This is a genomic window from Capnocytophaga sp. FDAARGOS_737 (assembly GCF_009730375.1).
Lineage (GTDB): Bacteria > Bacteroidota > Bacteroidia > Flavobacteriales > Flavobacteriaceae > Capnocytophaga > Capnocytophaga leadbetteri.
Window position 1 is genome coordinate 1,403,704 of record NZ_CP046316.1, and the last position, 15,380, is coordinate 1,419,083.

Consider the following 15,380-nt stretch of genomic DNA (forward strand, 5'->3'; position numbering starts at 1 on the left):
TTGTCGTTAGTTGCTTATCGTTAGTCCTTAGTCTTTAGTCACTTGTCATTTAGTCGCTTTCTAACGACTAACGACTAAACACTAACGACTAACTTAGCAAATCATCTTCATTGTCTGGGCTTTATTCTGGGTCTCTTCATATTCCTTCTGAGGGATAGAGTCCTTAGTAATACCACCTCCCACATACAGATAAGTATGCTGACTATCTATCTGCATACAGCGCAAATTAACGTATAGGGCAGCCATTTTCGTCCCCTCTATAAGCCCGCAGTAGCCTGTATAATACTCGCGATCATAAGGCTCGTACTCTATGATAAAAGTGCGTGCCTTATCTGTAGGATAACCACAGACTGCAGGGGTCGGATGCAACTTTTGTATCACTTCGTTTACCTTATCTGTGGGTAGTGTACCGCTTATTTGGGTACAGAGGTGCTGCACACTGCCGGCACACACAGTATGAGGGTCTGTTACTTTTAGGGTCGTAGCATACGGTTGCAATTGCGATACAATAGTATCAGTAACTATCTGCTGTTCTTCACGCTCTTTAGGCTGCCACTCTTTATCCCCTACCTTAGTACCTGCCAACGCCATTGTGCGAAAATCACCTTGGTGATGATACAGCAACGTTTCAGGGGTAGCCGCCAACCACGTACCTACTTGTGGGTGATAAAACAGATAGCAAAAAGCCGAAGGGTAACGCAGCAGCATATTAGTAAAACTCTTAAACGGACAAGCAGGCTTAGCAAGAGTGATTTTGCGCGAAAGCACTACTTTCTCAAAAGCCCCTGCTTGTATAGCAGTTACCGCTTCAGCGACTAAGTTAAGATGTGCTTGTTTATCAGCTTCAGTCTCTATAGGTGTATGGGTTGTTGTGTTTTCTGTATCTCCTTGAGGTGAATTACTTAATAAGGTTATTCGTTCATCAAAAGGGATAAATACAGACGGGTGATTAGAGCGAAAAGGTACGAACACAAAGCCCTCAATCACTTCTTTTTGATCAAAAACATTAAGGATAGGCTGCTCTTGCCATCTCATCACTACTGAGGGCTGCTGCGGTAAGCGGTAGCACACAAAAGGCAACTTTTTATTGTACTTTTGCTCAGCGCACAGCAACAGTTGCTGATAGGTAGTTTTGTTTTCTTCTATCATATCGTTTGGGTATCATAAAAGGCTTTGAATGCCCCATTTCGTGCTAATAGTTCTTCCTTATTGCCTTGTTCTACTAATCTCCCTTTATCAAGCATCAGTATTTTATCTGCATACTTAGTAATTGATACACGATGACTTACAATAATCACGGTTTTACCTTTTAAGGTATCGCGTAGGTTGGTAAGTATTTTCTCTTCGGTATCGGTATCTACTGCCGACAAACAGTCGTCAAGCAAATAGATTTCGGCCGGTTTAAGCAAAGCTCTGGCTATAGCTACCCGCTGGCGTTGCCCTCCACTAAGCGACACGCCTCGTTCACCCAATATCGAATCGTACTGATGAGTAAATTCCACAATATTATGATGCACTACTGCCTTTTCACAAGCAGCTACTATCTCTTCATCTGTAGCATTATTGCCATAACGCAAATTATTTCGGATAGTATCAGAGAAAAGGAAATTCTCTTGTGGCACTACCGAGATAGCTTCGCGCAAACTATGTAAGTTAAGCTGTTGCACAGGCTGCCCATCAATACACACTTCGCCTTCAGTAGCCTCATACATACGCGCTATAAGGTCTAATAAGGTCGTCTTGCCGCTACCTGTCTTGCCAATAATCGCTACAGTTTGTCCTTTTTCTATCTGAAACGACACCTCCTTAAGAGCCTCTATCCCTGTATCTTCATAGCGGAAAGAAACATTTTTAAAGGTTATATCGCCTCTTATAGGGGTAGGTGTAAAAGTAAAATTGCGTATTTGGGGTACTTCTGAAAGAAATTCATTGATGCGCTTCTGAGAGGCTTCCGCTTGTTGCACAATAGAACTCACCCAACCCACTGTCGCTACAGGCCAAGTGAGCATCATCACATAAATACTAAACTCTACAATCACCCCAATCGACTGTATTTCTCCCAAATAATACAAACGCCCTCCTATAAAAATCACAAAGATAAGGCTAAGCCCTATCATCAGTATCATAGTAGGAATAAAAAAGGCCTGTATCTTAGCGAGTTTAATACTCTTCTGCCTCCCATCTTCAGCCAGCACCGCCAACTGGGCATTAGTAGCAGCTTCATTAGTATAAGCTTTGATAACCCCAATACCAGAAAACGTTTCTTGAGCAAAAGTAGAAAGGTCTGAAAGATAAGCTTGTACTTTCATCGTTTCTATATTTATCTTCTTGCTCATTTTATAAATTAGCAAAGAAAGAATAGGCAGCGGAATGAGAGTGTAAAGAGTAAGTTTAGGAGAAATGATAAACATCAGCGGAATAACACAAGCAAAGAGGGTAATAGTTTGCACACTATACATAATGGCAGGGCCTGCATACATACGCACTTTCGACACGTCTTCACTAATGCGGTTCATCAGGTCACCTACCCTATTACGTTTGTAAAAACTAAGTGAAAGCTGCTCATACTTCAAAAAAATCTCGTTTTTCATATCGTATTCTATGTAACGAGATACATTAATGATAAGCTGACGCATAAAAAACATCAGAACAGCTGAAATAATAGTTGCTCCGATGATAATAAGTGCATATTCTATGAGCAAAGAAGTCATTTGAGCAGCATCTTTATTTGTAGAACGAGCAAATTCCTCAATAGCTGCTATAGAATTTTTCACGTAGCGGGGCATAAATAGTGAAAATATGCGCGACACTACGGTAATTAAGATACCGAGCAGTAGATGGTATTTGTATTTGAAAAAATATTTGCGGATATGTTTTAAATGCGCCATTTAGCCAGTCGTCAGATTTTAGGTATTAGGTGTTAGTAGGTAGTACCACTAACACCTAATAAACTAATACCTATTTATAATTCTTAATCAAGTTCTTCACCAATAATATCACGTTAGGCATTGCTATATTAGCAGCATTAAGTACCTCTTCGTGCGATACATCAGGCGATATTTCAGGCCCTCCTAAGTCAGTGATTACCGAGAGAGCGCATACCTCCATCAGTTGGTGGCGTGCTACTATCACCTCAGGCACAGTACTCATACCTACGGCATCACCTCCTAAAATACGCACCATACCATATTCGGCAGGCGTTTCAAAAGAAGGCCCTTGCAATCCTACATATACCCCTTTTTGCACTTTGATATTGTTTTCCTGAGCTATTTTTTCTAACTCTGCTATCATCGCGTGGCTATAAGGCTTGCTCATATCAGGAAAACGAACTCCATACAAATCTAAGTTCTTACCGCGCAAAGGATGCTCTGGGAAAAGGTTAATATGGTCGCGAATAATCATCACATCACCTATAGAAAAGTTAGGATTTACCCCTCCTGAAGCGTTTGAGAGTATAAGTCGTTTAATGCCTAACTGAGCAAATACGCGAATAGGGAAAGTAACTTCTTGCATAGAGTAACCTTCGTAATAGTGTACGCGTCCTGCCATCATCAGCACATATCGGTTCTGAATTTTTCCATAAATCAGTTTACCTTTATGCCCTGACACAGTTGATTTCGGGAAGTTAGGTATATTTTGGTACTTAATTTCCGAAATTACTTCTACTTCATCTTCTAATTTACTAAGTCCTGACCCCAAGATAATAGCAAATTCTGGGGTATGTTCTGTAATGTACGACTGTATAATACGAGCCGTCTCATTGATTTTGTCGTAATACTGTTGCATAATTTTTATTAATTCGTCGATTTTTATCAATTGGCAAATTGGCTAATTATTTAAAGCTCGTCACACCAAATTTAGCAGCTTCAGCTCTCGCTTTTGGCACTAATTGGGTTAGGTTTTTAATACGCGACTCGTCTGAGGGGTGCGTACTGAGAAGGCTAGAGGTACTAGCACCATTTTTCTTAGCACTCATTCGTTTCCATAGTTCAGGAGCTTCTGAGGGGTCATAACCTGCGATAGCCATAATCTGAATACCAATAGCATCAGCTTCTGTTTCGTTAGAGCGACTAAAAGGCAACATCACTCCTAAGTTTGAACCTAAGCCGTAAGCCATCATAAACTGGTCAGTGTATTCGGCATATTTGCTACTTTGTAGGGCAAGCGAACCTGCTATAGCTCCTATTTGTTGTAGGGTGCTAGCACTCATACGTTGTGCTCCGTGGTCAGCTAATGCGTGTGCCACCTCGTGTCCCATCACTACTGCCAACCCTGCTTCGTTCTTAGTAATTGGCAAAATACCTGTATACACCACTATTTTGCCCCCTGGCATACACCAAGCGTTCACTTCAGGACTATCTACCAAGTTGTATTCCCATCTGTAATCGTCTAAATACCCCTTATAGCCGTTAGTGTCGAGCCATAATTTAGCCGCTTTAGCGATACGCTCACCCACTCTTTTCACCATTTGGGCGTCATTAGTATTGGTTATCACCTTATTCGACTGCAAAAAAGTAGAATATTGACTAAAAGCCATCGGAAAAACCTTGCTATTAGGCATAAAGTTCAGAGTACTCTTCCCTGTAAAAGGATTAGTTTTGCAGGAAAAAACAATTAGCAATAAAGCAATAATACTTATTTTCTTCATATAATTCTGTTTTATTTTGCAAAGATATAACATAATTAGCAAATTAGCAAATTTGTCAATTAGCAATTTAGACAAACACAAAAAAATTACCAATTCACCCGTCCCACTCGTCCCACTCGTCTCACCCGTCTCACAACCCTCCTAGCCTTCCCAATCCTCCCAGCCTTCCCTTTACTTTAGATATAGGAAGAATACAGGATCACCGAAGAAACTTTTGAAGAACTCTATCCCATTCCTCCCAGACTTCTCAGCCCTCCCAATCCTCCCAGCTTGCCTGCAAAATTTTTCTATTTGCATTTATTTCATTACTTTTGCACCCTCAATCTCAAATTTGCTAATTAACAAATTTGCTAATTTACTGATTAATATGTCTTTAGAACAAGAAATACAAAAGCGCCGTACTTTTGGCATTATCTCTCACCCCGATGCGGGTAAAACTACGCTCACTGAAAAATTGCTACTCTTCGGGGGCGCTATTCAAGAGGCTGGTGCGGTAAAAAGCAACAAGATAAAAAAAGGAGCTACTTCTGACTTTATGGAGATAGAGCGCCAGAGGGGTATCTCTGTAGCTACTTCTGTATTGGCTTTCAACTACAAACAACATAAAATCAATATCTTAGACACCCCTGGTCACAAAGATTTTGCTGAAGATACCTTTCGTACTCTTACAGCGGTAGACAGCGTAATAGTAGTGGTAGACGTAGCTAAAGGGGTGGAAGAGCAAACAGAGAAGTTGGTAGAGGTATGCCGTATGCGCAATATACCTATGATAGTTTTTATCAACAAGTTAGACCGAGAAGGTAAGGATGCTTTCGACCTATTAGACGAAGTAGAGCAAAAACTCGGACTAAAGGTAACGCCTTTAAGCTTCCCTATAGGTATTGGCTACGATTTCAAAGGTATTTACAACATATGGGAAAAGAACATCAATCTTTTTTCAGGTGATAGCCGCAAGAATATAGAAGAAACTATCTCGTTTGACGACATAAACAGTCCTGAGTTAGAGAAAATCATCTCTGAACAGTCAGCAGCCAACCTGCGCAGCGATTTAGAGTTGGTATATGAGGTATACCCTGCTTTTGACAGAGAGGCTTACTTAAAAGGAGAGCAACAGCCAGTATTCTTTGGGTCGGCGCTAAACAATTTTGGGGTACGCGAGCTCTTAGATTGCTTTGTAGAGATAGCCCCCTCACCTCGTCCTAAAGCCAGCGAGGAGAGAGAAGTACGCCCCGAAGAGCCTACTTTTACGGGTTTTGTATTCAAAATCCACGCTAATATGGATCCTAACCACCGCGACCGTTTGGCGTTTGTAAAGATAGTATCGGGTACTTTCGAGCGCAACAAACCCTACTTACACACGCGTTTAGGCAAAAAACTGAAGTTCTCAAGTCCAAATGCTTTTTTTGCTGAGAAGAAAGAGGTGGTAGACATCTCGTATGCAGGCGATATAGTAGGATTACACGATACTGGTAATTTCAAAATAGGCGATACATTAACTGAGGGAGAAGTATTGCACTTCAAAGGAATACCGAGCTTCTCACCTGAGCATTTTAGGTATATTAACAATGCTGACCCACTAAAATCAAAACAGTTAGAAAAAGGTATCGACCAGCTAATGGACGAGGGGGTAGCACAGCTCTTCCGCTTAGACTTCAATGGCAGAAAGGTAATTGGTACAGTAGGAGCCTTGCAGTACGAGGTAATTCAGTATCGTTTAGAACACGAATATGGGGCAAAATGTAGTTATGAGAATTTCCCTATTTATAAGGCTTGTTGGGTAGAAGCACCAGATAACCCTAAAGACCCTGAATATGTAGATTTCTTAAGGGTAAAGCAGAAGTATTTAGCAAGAGATAAACAGCAGCAGTTGGTATTTTTAGCCGATTCGGCTTTCTCTATAGAAATGGTAAAGCAAAAATACCCTAGCTTAAAGCTGCATTTTACATCAGAATTCTAATATAAAACGAAATATAAAAGACAAAAGACGAGGGCGTGATGCTCTCGTCTTTTGTCTTTTGTATTTCATCTCTTGTCTCTATTTCGTAAGACTGATAAAAAGCTCTTCTAAGTCGTTGTGTTTGTGGTTAATTTGAAGTATTTTAAGTCCGTTTTCTTTAGCAAAATCAAATACAGCAGGGCGCATATCTTCTGAAGTACTAAACTGCAATTGATATAGAAAATCATAAACATTAGTAGCAGCAATTATATGAGGGAGATTGCGCAACAATCGTTCTTCTACTCTAAAATCAAAAGCTACCTCTATTATCTGTTCTTTGCCTTGTAGGGCTTTCATTGGCTTATCTAGCACTATATTACCCTTATGAAGTACTATCACCCTATCGGCTACCGCTTGTATCTCTTGCATAATATGCGAAGATAGCAAGATGGTTTTGGTTTTGCCAAGCTCTTTGATGATATGGCGTATTTCTACTAACTGATTGGGGTCAAGTCCTGTAGTAGGTTCGTCTAAAATCAATATTTCAGGGTCGTGAATAAGAGCTGAAGCCAAACCTACCCGCTGGCGATAACCTTTAGAGAGAGCTTCTATCTTCTTATTGCTCTCTGGCGTAAGTCCTGTAAGAGCGATGACCTCTTCTACCCTACTCTTAGGCACTTTAGGGTACAAATCTGCTGTAAAACTCAAATATTCACGCACATACATCTCAGTATACAGAGGGTTGTGCTCAGGCAGGTAGCCTATCATCTTTTGTGCCTCAATAGGTTGCTTTAGCATATCTATACCATTGATACTGATACTGCCCTCTGTAGGGGTTAGCGCCCCTGTAATCATCTTCATTGTGGTAGATTTACCAGCACCATTCGGACCTAAAAAGCCTGTAATTTCACCCTTCTGCAACTGAAAGTTTATCTTATTAACAGCTATCTGTTGTGCGTATATTTTCGTTAAATTAGTTACTTGTACTGACATTATTTTCTATAATTTGCGGCAAAGATAATAAATAATTCAGAATTTTGAATTTTAGATTATGAAAAAAATTGTCAATTACTACTTGTTAATTGATAATTATTTATTACTTTTGCCCTGTAAAAAAAGAAAAATATGAAGATAGTAAAAAAAATATTTAAATGGGGCGGAATTACGCTGGTGGTGCTTCTAGGAGCAATGGTGGCTATTCCTTATTTCTTCAAAGATACTATTAAAGAAAAAGTCATCGAAATGGTGAACAAAAACTTAAAAGCCAATCTATCATTGGCTGATGTAGATATCAGTCTCTTTAAGAGTTTCCCAAAAGCACAGATAACCCTTAGCGATTTTGCTTTAGTAAACAAAGAACCTTTCGTGGGCGATACGCTTTTTGCTGCCAAACATATAGATGTTACCTTAAGTGTAAAAGACTTAATGGCAGGCAACTATAACCTATTGGGGGCTAATGTAAAAGACGCTTCAGCCTATATTCATTTCAATAAAGAGGGGGCTGGCAACTTCGATATTGCTATCCCATCAGATACTCCTGAAGAGGAATCGGCTCCTATCAAATTGGACATACAAAGCTATAATGTTGAAAATCTGAAATTCACCTTTAAGATGGACGATGGCAATATATTTATGGAAATAGCCGATATCTACCACAGTGGAAAAGGGAATTTCGCAGAAGAGGTACTCGACTTAGACACCCAAACTAAGGCAAACTTTACTTTTGCAATGGATAAAAGTACTTTTATGAATCGTGTGCCTATCACGCTACAAGCCTTATTAGGCATCGACCTAAAGAACCAAAAATACACTTTCAAAGAGAATAAAGCTACAGTAAACCGTTTAGACTTAGTTTTTAATGGCTTTATTCAGCTTTTAGAAGAAGGGCAACGCTACGACCTTACTTTTAGCACCCCTACTAATACTTTTCAAAACTTTTTAGCTCTTATACCAGAGGAATACAGTAAAAGTATAGAAAATGTAAAAACTACCGGCAACCTCACCCTAAAAGGATTTGCCAAAGGCGATATGGTAGGCGACAAAATCCCTACTTTTGGGCTCGAAATGTTTGCTGATAACGCTACTGTCAAATACCCCGATTTACCAAAAACTATTAAAGACATTAGCATAGATTTAAAAGTAAACAATGCTACAGGTATTACTAATGACACCAAAGTGAATCTCAATAAATTTGCAATGCGCATAGACCAAGATGTATTCTGGGCAAAAGCAAATGTTAGCAATATGTTAGTGAATCCTTTTGTTGATCTAGCTGCAAAAGGAACTATAAACTTAGCAAACCTATCACAGGCTTACCCTATTTCATTAGACAAGAAGTTAGCCGGTATCCTAAAGGCTGATATAGCAACACAGCTCGATATGAAGTCTGTAGAAACAAAAAACTACCAAAATATCAAAGCTCAAGGCAACCTATCATTAGCTCAATTTGTATATGAGGGCGAAGAGTTTGTTAAACCTTTTCATATAGACCAACTTAGTATGGCTTTCAATCCTTCACATATAGGGCTTTCTGCTTTTGATGCTCGCACTGGCAGCACCGACCTGCATTTAAATGGTACTATAGACAATTTATACGGATTTGTTTTCAAGAAAGAAATATTGAAAGGAAACTTCAATCTATCATCTAACAAATTAGTAGTCAATGATTTTATGCAGCCCGCTACAGCTTCAAGTAGTCCAGCTACAACGGCTACTGCTACAACTGCTAAAGCTACACAAAGCAGCACTACCGCATCAGCTATCAAAGTACCCGCTTTCTTAGACTGTACCCTTAGTGCCAAGGCTGGTACTGTGTTATACGACAATCTAACACTGAGCAACGTATCAGGCAAGCTCATCATCAAAGATGAAAAAGTAGCTTTAGAAAACCTAAAAACAGATATCTTTGGTGGTAATATAGCTCTTGCAGGAGATGTTTCAACCAAAGAAGCAACACCTACTTTTAACGTAAATCTAAATCTTAGCAAATTAAATATAGCCGAGGCTTTCACTCAAATAACTATGCTCGAAAAGATAGCGCCTATAGCTAAGGTAGTACAAGGAAAAGTAAATACTGTAATAAAGGTAAAAGGAAAGCTAAAATCAGACTTAACCCCTGAAATCAACACTATTTCGGGCGACCTATTTGCCTCTCTTATCGACTCAAAGGTAATAAGTGAAGCCTCTCCCCTACTCTCTGCTTTAGACTCTCAGTTTACAGGTCTTAACCTATCAAATCTAAACCTAAAAGACATAAAAGCAGCCGTTGATTTTGAAGATGGAAAAGTAAAAATTAAACCTTTCACCCTAAAATACAAAGATGTAGCTATAGAAGTGGCAGGTAGTCACGGTTTCGACCAACAAATGAACTACAAACTCCTCTTCAATGTACCTCCTCAAATGTTGGGCAAAGAAGCTGAAAACCTACTTACTAAGCTAACCCCTGAAAACCAAAAGAAGATAACCAACTTACCTGTAGTAGCTACCGTAGGGGGTACCTTTAAAAAGCCAGAGGTAAGCACTGACATCAAAACTGTAGTAAAAGATTTAGCTACCCAAATAGCTAAAAACCAAATCAATAATCTTGCTAACAAGGGTACCGATGCCCTCCGCGATGCAATAGCTACTAAAACAGGTACTGGCACCGCTGCCGAAGTAACCAACGCTATAGGCGGACTGATGAAGAACAAAGACAGTACCCTTACCAAGGTGAAAAATGATGTAAAAGAACGCGCCAAAGAAGAGGCTAAGAAAGAAGCTAAAAAGCAATTAGGCAATTTCTTAAAAGGATTAGGAGGCAATAAAGAAGAATAATAAAATAAATTTTTAGAGATATATGTATAAAGTAGTACTTTTACGCCACGGACAAAGTGAATGGAACAAGCTCAACCTATTCACAGGGTGGCAAGATGTAGATTTAACAGAGCAAGGAGTACAAGAAGCACGCGAAGCAGGTCGTGTAATGAAAGAAGAAGGCTTCAAATTTGATGTAGCTTACACCTCTGTACTAAAACGCGCTATCAAAACTCTTAACAACGCTTTAGAAGCTATGGGCGACCTATGGGTTCCTACCTACAAGAGTTGGAGACTTAACGAAAAGAGCTACGGAGCACTACAAGGCTTAAACAAAGCAGAAACTGCTGCTAAATATGGCGAAGACCAAGTGCTATTGTGGAGACGCTCTTATGATGTACGTCCACCTTTCATCGAAGAAAGCGATGAGCGTCACCCATCACATGACCGCCGTTATGCTGCCCTAAGCAAAGAACAAAAAACTCCAGGTGAAAGCTTAAAAGACTGCTATGACCGTATGCTACCTATCTGGTTTGAATCTATTGCTCCAGATATCAAAGCTGGCAAAAGCGTAATCATAGCTGCACACGGTAACAGCTTGCGTTCGTTAGTACAATACTTAGATGGTCTTTCAGAAGAAGAAATACTAAAATTGAACATTCCTACCGGAGTGCCTTTGGTATACGAGCTCGATGCTAACTTAAAGCCTATCAAACACTATTATTTAGGCGACCAAGAAGCTATAGCTGCTGCTATCAACAGTGTAGCTAACCAAGGAAAATCAAAATAATAGTATAGAATGATTTATTTTTAGGTCAGGCAATATGCTTGACCTAATTTTTTAATTTAAGAGATATGAACATAGCAATAGTATGCTACCCTACTTTTGGGGGCAGTGGCGTAGTAGCCACTGAGTTGGGGGTAGCCTTAGCCCGCAAAGGACACCAAGTGCATTTTATAACCTATAGTTACCCTGTACGATTGGATTTCTTAGAGATGAATATTCATTTTCACGAAGTGCATGTAGAAGAGTACCCCTTGTTTCACTACCAACCATACGAGTTAGCCCTCTCAAGCAAAATGGCATACGTAGTAAAAACCTATAATATCGATATACTACACGTACACTACGCTATTCCACACGCATACGCAGGCTATATGGCTAAGCAGATGCTCAAACGCGAAGGAATAGAAGTACCTATGGTAACTACCTTACACGGTACTGATATTACTTTAGTAGGCAATCACCCTACTTATAAAGAAGCGGTAACTTTTAGCATCAATGAGTCAGATGTAGTAACCTCAGTATCAGAAAGCCTAAAGCAAGACACACTCAGACTTTTTAACATACATAAAGACATAAAGGTAATTCCTAACTTTATAGATTTAAAGAAACCTAACGAAATAATTCCGTGCAAACGGTCGGTAATGGCAAAACCTAATGAGCTGATAGTAACTCATATAAGTAACTTTAGAAAAGTAAAACGTGTAGATGATGTTGTAAGAGTATTCTACGGCATACAACAGCAACTACCTGCTAAGTTAATAATGGTAGGCGATGGTCCCGAAAGAGAGACTGCCGACCAACTGTGCAAAGATTTAGGTATCAAAAGCAAAGTTCTTTTCTTAGGAAACACCTCGGACATCGACCGCATACTTTGTATGTCAGATTTGTTTTTATTGCCCTCAGCCTCAGAAAGTTTTGGACTTTCAGCCTTAGAGGCAATGGCAGCGGGCGTCCCCGTAGTATCAAGCAATGCTGGAGGCTTGTCTGAAGTAAATGAAGAAGGAGTGTCAGGATATTTATGCCCTATAGGAGATGTAGCTACAATGGCAGCAAGAGCTATCTATATATTAGAAGATACCACGCGCTTAGCACAATTTAAAAAAGGAGCTCGAAAAGTAGCTGAGCGTTTTGACGAGAATAAAATAATACCTATGTATGAGGCTTTGTACAAAGAATTAACATAAAAATCATTATCTTTTTTTATCTTTTATTTTTCTTTTACAAGAAAAGTTCTATTTTTGCACCCAGATTAATACTTAAATAGTTTTTTTAATATAATGAATTCTACAACATCTTTACGTACGTCTCACTTTGTGCTGACGTTAAACACCTTAGCATTCACTATTTGTTTTGCGTGTTGGACACTCAATGGGGTATTAGTAACCTATTTGGTAGACAACAGTGTTTTCAATTGGAGTGTGGTAGAGACCGGTTGGCTATTGGGCTTACCGATACTCTCTGGCTCTATTTTCAGACCCTTAATGGGGATGTTAACCGACAAATACGGAGGTAAACCTGTATTTAGTTCACTACTCATTTTCTGTGCGATTCCTTTCTTTTTGATGCACTTTGTCAATTCGTATTGGATGTACTTCATCTTGAGTATTCTTTTCGGTATGGTAGGTACAGGTTTTGCCGTAGGAGTAGCCTTTACTTCGGTATGGTATCCTAAGAACTGGCAAGGGCGTGCTCTCGGTATTTTTGGTATGGGAAATGCAGGTGCTGCTATTACTACCTTTTTAGCCCCTACATTGCTCAAAATGCTTACAGCTAACGACCCCGAAGGATGGCGTTGGCTACCTGTAATCTATGGGGTTGTAATTTTAATAATGGGATTAGCATTTTTGCTATTTACTAAAAACAAAAAAGCAGCTCAAGCCCCTAAGTCAATGCACGAAATGCTCACTCCTCTTAAATCAACAAGGGTATGGCGCTTTGGCTTGTACTACTTCTTAGTGTTTGGTCTGTTTGTAGCTTTCTCACAATGGTTATTACCTTACTACATCAACGTATATAGCACCTCTTTGATATTAGGAGGTATGCTTGCTTCTGCTTTTAGTTTGCCTAGTGGAGTAATCAGAGCCTTAGGAGGCTATCTGTCAGATAAGTTTGGCGCTCGCGCCGTAATGCATTGGGTTCTTCTTTCTTCACTTATCATAGGTGGATTGCTAATGCTTCCTAAGATGGAAATCCTTACTCCAGGAAAAGGAGTTGCAGCTAAAAAGAATACTACTGTAGAAAAAGTAGAAGGAAATGCTATTACCCTCGCCACTGGTGAAGTAATACAACTAACAGAAAAACCTGAAATAAAAGACGGTAACTACATTTTCCCAAAAAGTTATTCGTGGCAAGAAGCCCTTGTAAAAGAAAATCAACAAGTAAAGAAAAAAGAGGTAATAGCCCAAGGACAAACGCTTATCAAATTTGAGGCGCACTTATGGGTATACACTATCTTGGTAATCCTCATTGGTATTATGTGGGGTATCGGAAAAGCTGCTGTATACAAATACATACCAGAATACTTCCCTAATGAGGTTGGTATCGTAGGAGGTATGGTAGGACTTATCGGAGGGCTTGGAGGCTTTATAGGCCCTATCCTCTTTGGTTACCTACTCGACTTTACCGGCTTATGGACAAGCTCGTGGATATTCGTGTTCTTCACTTCAGCTGTGTGCTTGTACTGGATGCATCGCACTATCAACAAACTAAACAAAAAAGCAGCTCCAGAGCTACAAAATAAAATTGAATAATTTTTGAAAATTCACAATTTAGAATTAATTACATATGAGTAAATGGTTAGAAAAATGGGAGCCAGAAAATGAAGCTTTCTGGCAATCTACAGGTAAGAAAATAGCGAATAGAACGCTTACAATTACCACTATTGCGCTTACAATGTCGTTTGCGTGTTGGTTTCTATATAGTGCTGTAGTAGTACAGTTACCAAAAATAGGTTTTCAGTTCAGTGATGACCAACTATTTTGGTTAGCTGCTATGCCAGGATTAGCAGGAGGTCTTTTGCGTATATTGAACACTTTTTTAATTCCTATTTTCGGAACACAAAAAGTAGTGTCTATCAGTGCATTGCTAAAGATTATCCCCTTGCTAATGCTCGGCTTTGCAGTAATGGATCCTAGTTCGTCTTACGGCTACTTTATGCTGATAGGCTTCTTACTAGGTATTGGTGGTGGTGATTTCTCCTCTTATATGCCATCTACCTCTTTGTTCTTCCCTAAACGCCTATCAGGTACCGCTTTAGGCATACAGGCTGGGGTAGGAAACTTTGGGGTGAGCCTTGTACAGCTGCTTTCGCCTATCGTTATCAGCCTAAGTATCTTCTCTTTCTTAGGAGGAGGAGAAACAGTATTGACTACCGGTAAAACTATTTTCTTAGAAAACGTAGCGTTCATCTATGTATTGCCGCTTTTCTTAGTAGGTATTTGGGCTTGGTTCTCACTAAAGAGTATTCCTGTAAAAGCATCATTTAAAGAACAGTTAGACATCTTTGGCGACAAGCACACTTGGTACTGCACTGTTACATATATTATGACTTTTGGTATTTTTGCAGGTCTTTCTGCTGCATTCCCATTAATGATTAAGAATATGTACGTACCATTAGACAATACGCTTGAGCCACTGCACTATGCCTTCTATGGCCCTCTTATCAGCTCTGCTATGCGAGTGCTTTTTGGTAAAGTAGCCGACAAGTTTGGCGGTGCTATTCTTACACATATCACTGGTATTGCAATGGGCATTCTTTTTGCTATCCTCATTTTAGGAGGTTATCTAACCCCTACTTCAGCAGATCAATTCCCAATGTTCTTTATTATCATTATGGCTATCTTCTTCTTTACAGGTGTAGGTAATGCTGCTACCTTTAAGCAATACCCTACCATCTTTGCAGCTTCTCCACGTAAGTCTGCAGGGGTAATAGGTTGGACAGCTGCTGTAGCTGCTTTTGGGCCTTTCATTTTCAATATAATGATACCACAATCACGTGCTTGGTTTGGTACTTCTAAACCTTTCTTCTGGTGTGTTTTCGCCCTATGTGTAGTAGCTACATGGATAAACTGGCACTTCTATACTCGCAAAGGATGTGAGAGACCAAGTTAGACTGATTTTAAAAAAGAGATAATTACCTTATATCACAAGGAATTAAAACAAAACAAGTGAATTACGAACGGTTCTAAATTACAAAAACTGTTTGTAATTCACTTTCT

11 protein-coding genes are annotated in these 15,380 nt (G+C 39.5%); 6 read left to right on the forward strand and 5 right to left on the reverse strand.

The window, feature by feature from the left end:
* Positions 1-93: 93 nt before the first annotated feature.
* From FOC45_RS06250 to FOC45_RS06265, 4 genes are all read right to left on the reverse strand, one after another.
* On the reverse strand, positions 94-1,149 hold the full coding sequence (locus tag FOC45_RS06250; protein ID WP_009389871.1) for an isochorismate synthase: 1,056 nt from the start codon (positions 1,147-1,149) through the stop codon (positions 94-96).
* Positions 1,146-2,888 carry an ABC transporter ATP-binding protein gene (locus FOC45_RS06255; RefSeq protein ID WP_009389870.1) on the reverse strand — a complete coding sequence of 581 codons (1,743 nt, stop codon included), beginning with the start codon at positions 2,886-2,888 and terminating at the stop codon, positions 1,146-1,148. The genes FOC45_RS06250 and FOC45_RS06255 overlap by 4 nt, the downstream gene beginning before the upstream one ends.
* A 70-nt stretch (positions 2,889-2,958) precedes the next feature.
* Positions 2,959-3,786 (reverse strand): purine-nucleoside phosphorylase, encoded by an 828-nt coding sequence (locus FOC45_RS06260; RefSeq protein ID WP_034540564.1) that lies wholly within the window; start codon positions 3,784-3,786, stop codon positions 2,959-2,961.
* Between the two features lie 46 nt (positions 3,787-3,832).
* The gene (locus FOC45_RS06265) at positions 3,833-4,648 is read right to left on the reverse strand and encodes a M48 family metallopeptidase (protein ID WP_034540567.1); all 816 of its coding nucleotides are present in this window, start codon (positions 4,646-4,648) and stop codon (positions 3,833-3,835) included.
* Positions 4,649-5,015: 367 nt separating this feature from the next.
* Between FOC45_RS06265 and FOC45_RS06270 the strand changes: the two genes are divergently transcribed.
* The gene (locus tag FOC45_RS06270; RefSeq protein ID WP_009389866.1) at positions 5,016-6,605 is read left to right on the forward strand and encodes a peptide chain release factor 3; all 1,590 of its coding nucleotides are present in this window, start codon (positions 5,016-5,018) and stop codon (positions 6,603-6,605) included.
* Positions 6,606-6,683: 78 nt separating this feature from the next.
* Here FOC45_RS06270 and gldA read toward each other — a convergent pair whose 3' ends face one another.
* Positions 6,684-7,577: a gliding motility-associated ABC transporter ATP-binding subunit GldA gene (gene gldA / locus FOC45_RS06275; protein WP_009389865.1), complete on the reverse strand. Its 894-nt coding sequence runs from the start codon at positions 7,575-7,577 to the stop codon at positions 6,684-6,686.
* Between the two features lie 132 nt (positions 7,578-7,709).
* Here gldA and FOC45_RS06280 point away from each other — a divergent pair, with 132 nt between their 5' ends.
* The 5 genes from FOC45_RS06280 (at position 7,710) to FOC45_RS06300 (ending at position 15,273) form a co-directional block, all read left to right on the forward strand.
* Positions 7,710-10,397, forward strand: a complete 2,688-nt coding sequence (locus tag FOC45_RS06280; protein WP_009389864.1) for an AsmA-like C-terminal region-containing protein — start codon at positions 7,710-7,712, stop codon at positions 10,395-10,397.
* A 22-nt stretch (positions 10,398-10,419) separates the two neighbouring features.
* Complete coding sequence (gene gpmA / locus FOC45_RS06285; RefSeq protein WP_009389863.1) at positions 10,420-11,166, forward strand: 2,3-diphosphoglycerate-dependent phosphoglycerate mutase; 747 nt, start codon at positions 10,420-10,422, stop codon at positions 11,164-11,166.
* A 65-nt stretch (positions 11,167-11,231) separates the two neighbouring features.
* Positions 11,232-12,347, forward strand: coding sequence for an N-acetyl-alpha-D-glucosaminyl L-malate synthase BshA (gene bshA, locus FOC45_RS06290; protein WP_009389862.1), 1,116 nt, complete (start codon positions 11,232-11,234; stop codon positions 12,345-12,347).
* Between the two features lie 93 nt (positions 12,348-12,440).
* Entirely contained in the window at positions 12,441-13,913 is a 1,473-nt protein-coding gene (locus tag FOC45_RS06295) for an MFS transporter (protein WP_034540105.1), read from the forward strand.
* A 34-nt stretch (positions 13,914-13,947) separates the two neighbouring features.
* On the forward strand, positions 13,948-15,273 hold the full coding sequence (locus FOC45_RS06300) for an MFS transporter (protein ID WP_009389860.1): 1,326 nt from the start codon (positions 13,948-13,950) through the stop codon (positions 15,271-15,273).
* Positions 15,274-15,380: the final 107 nt, after the last annotated feature.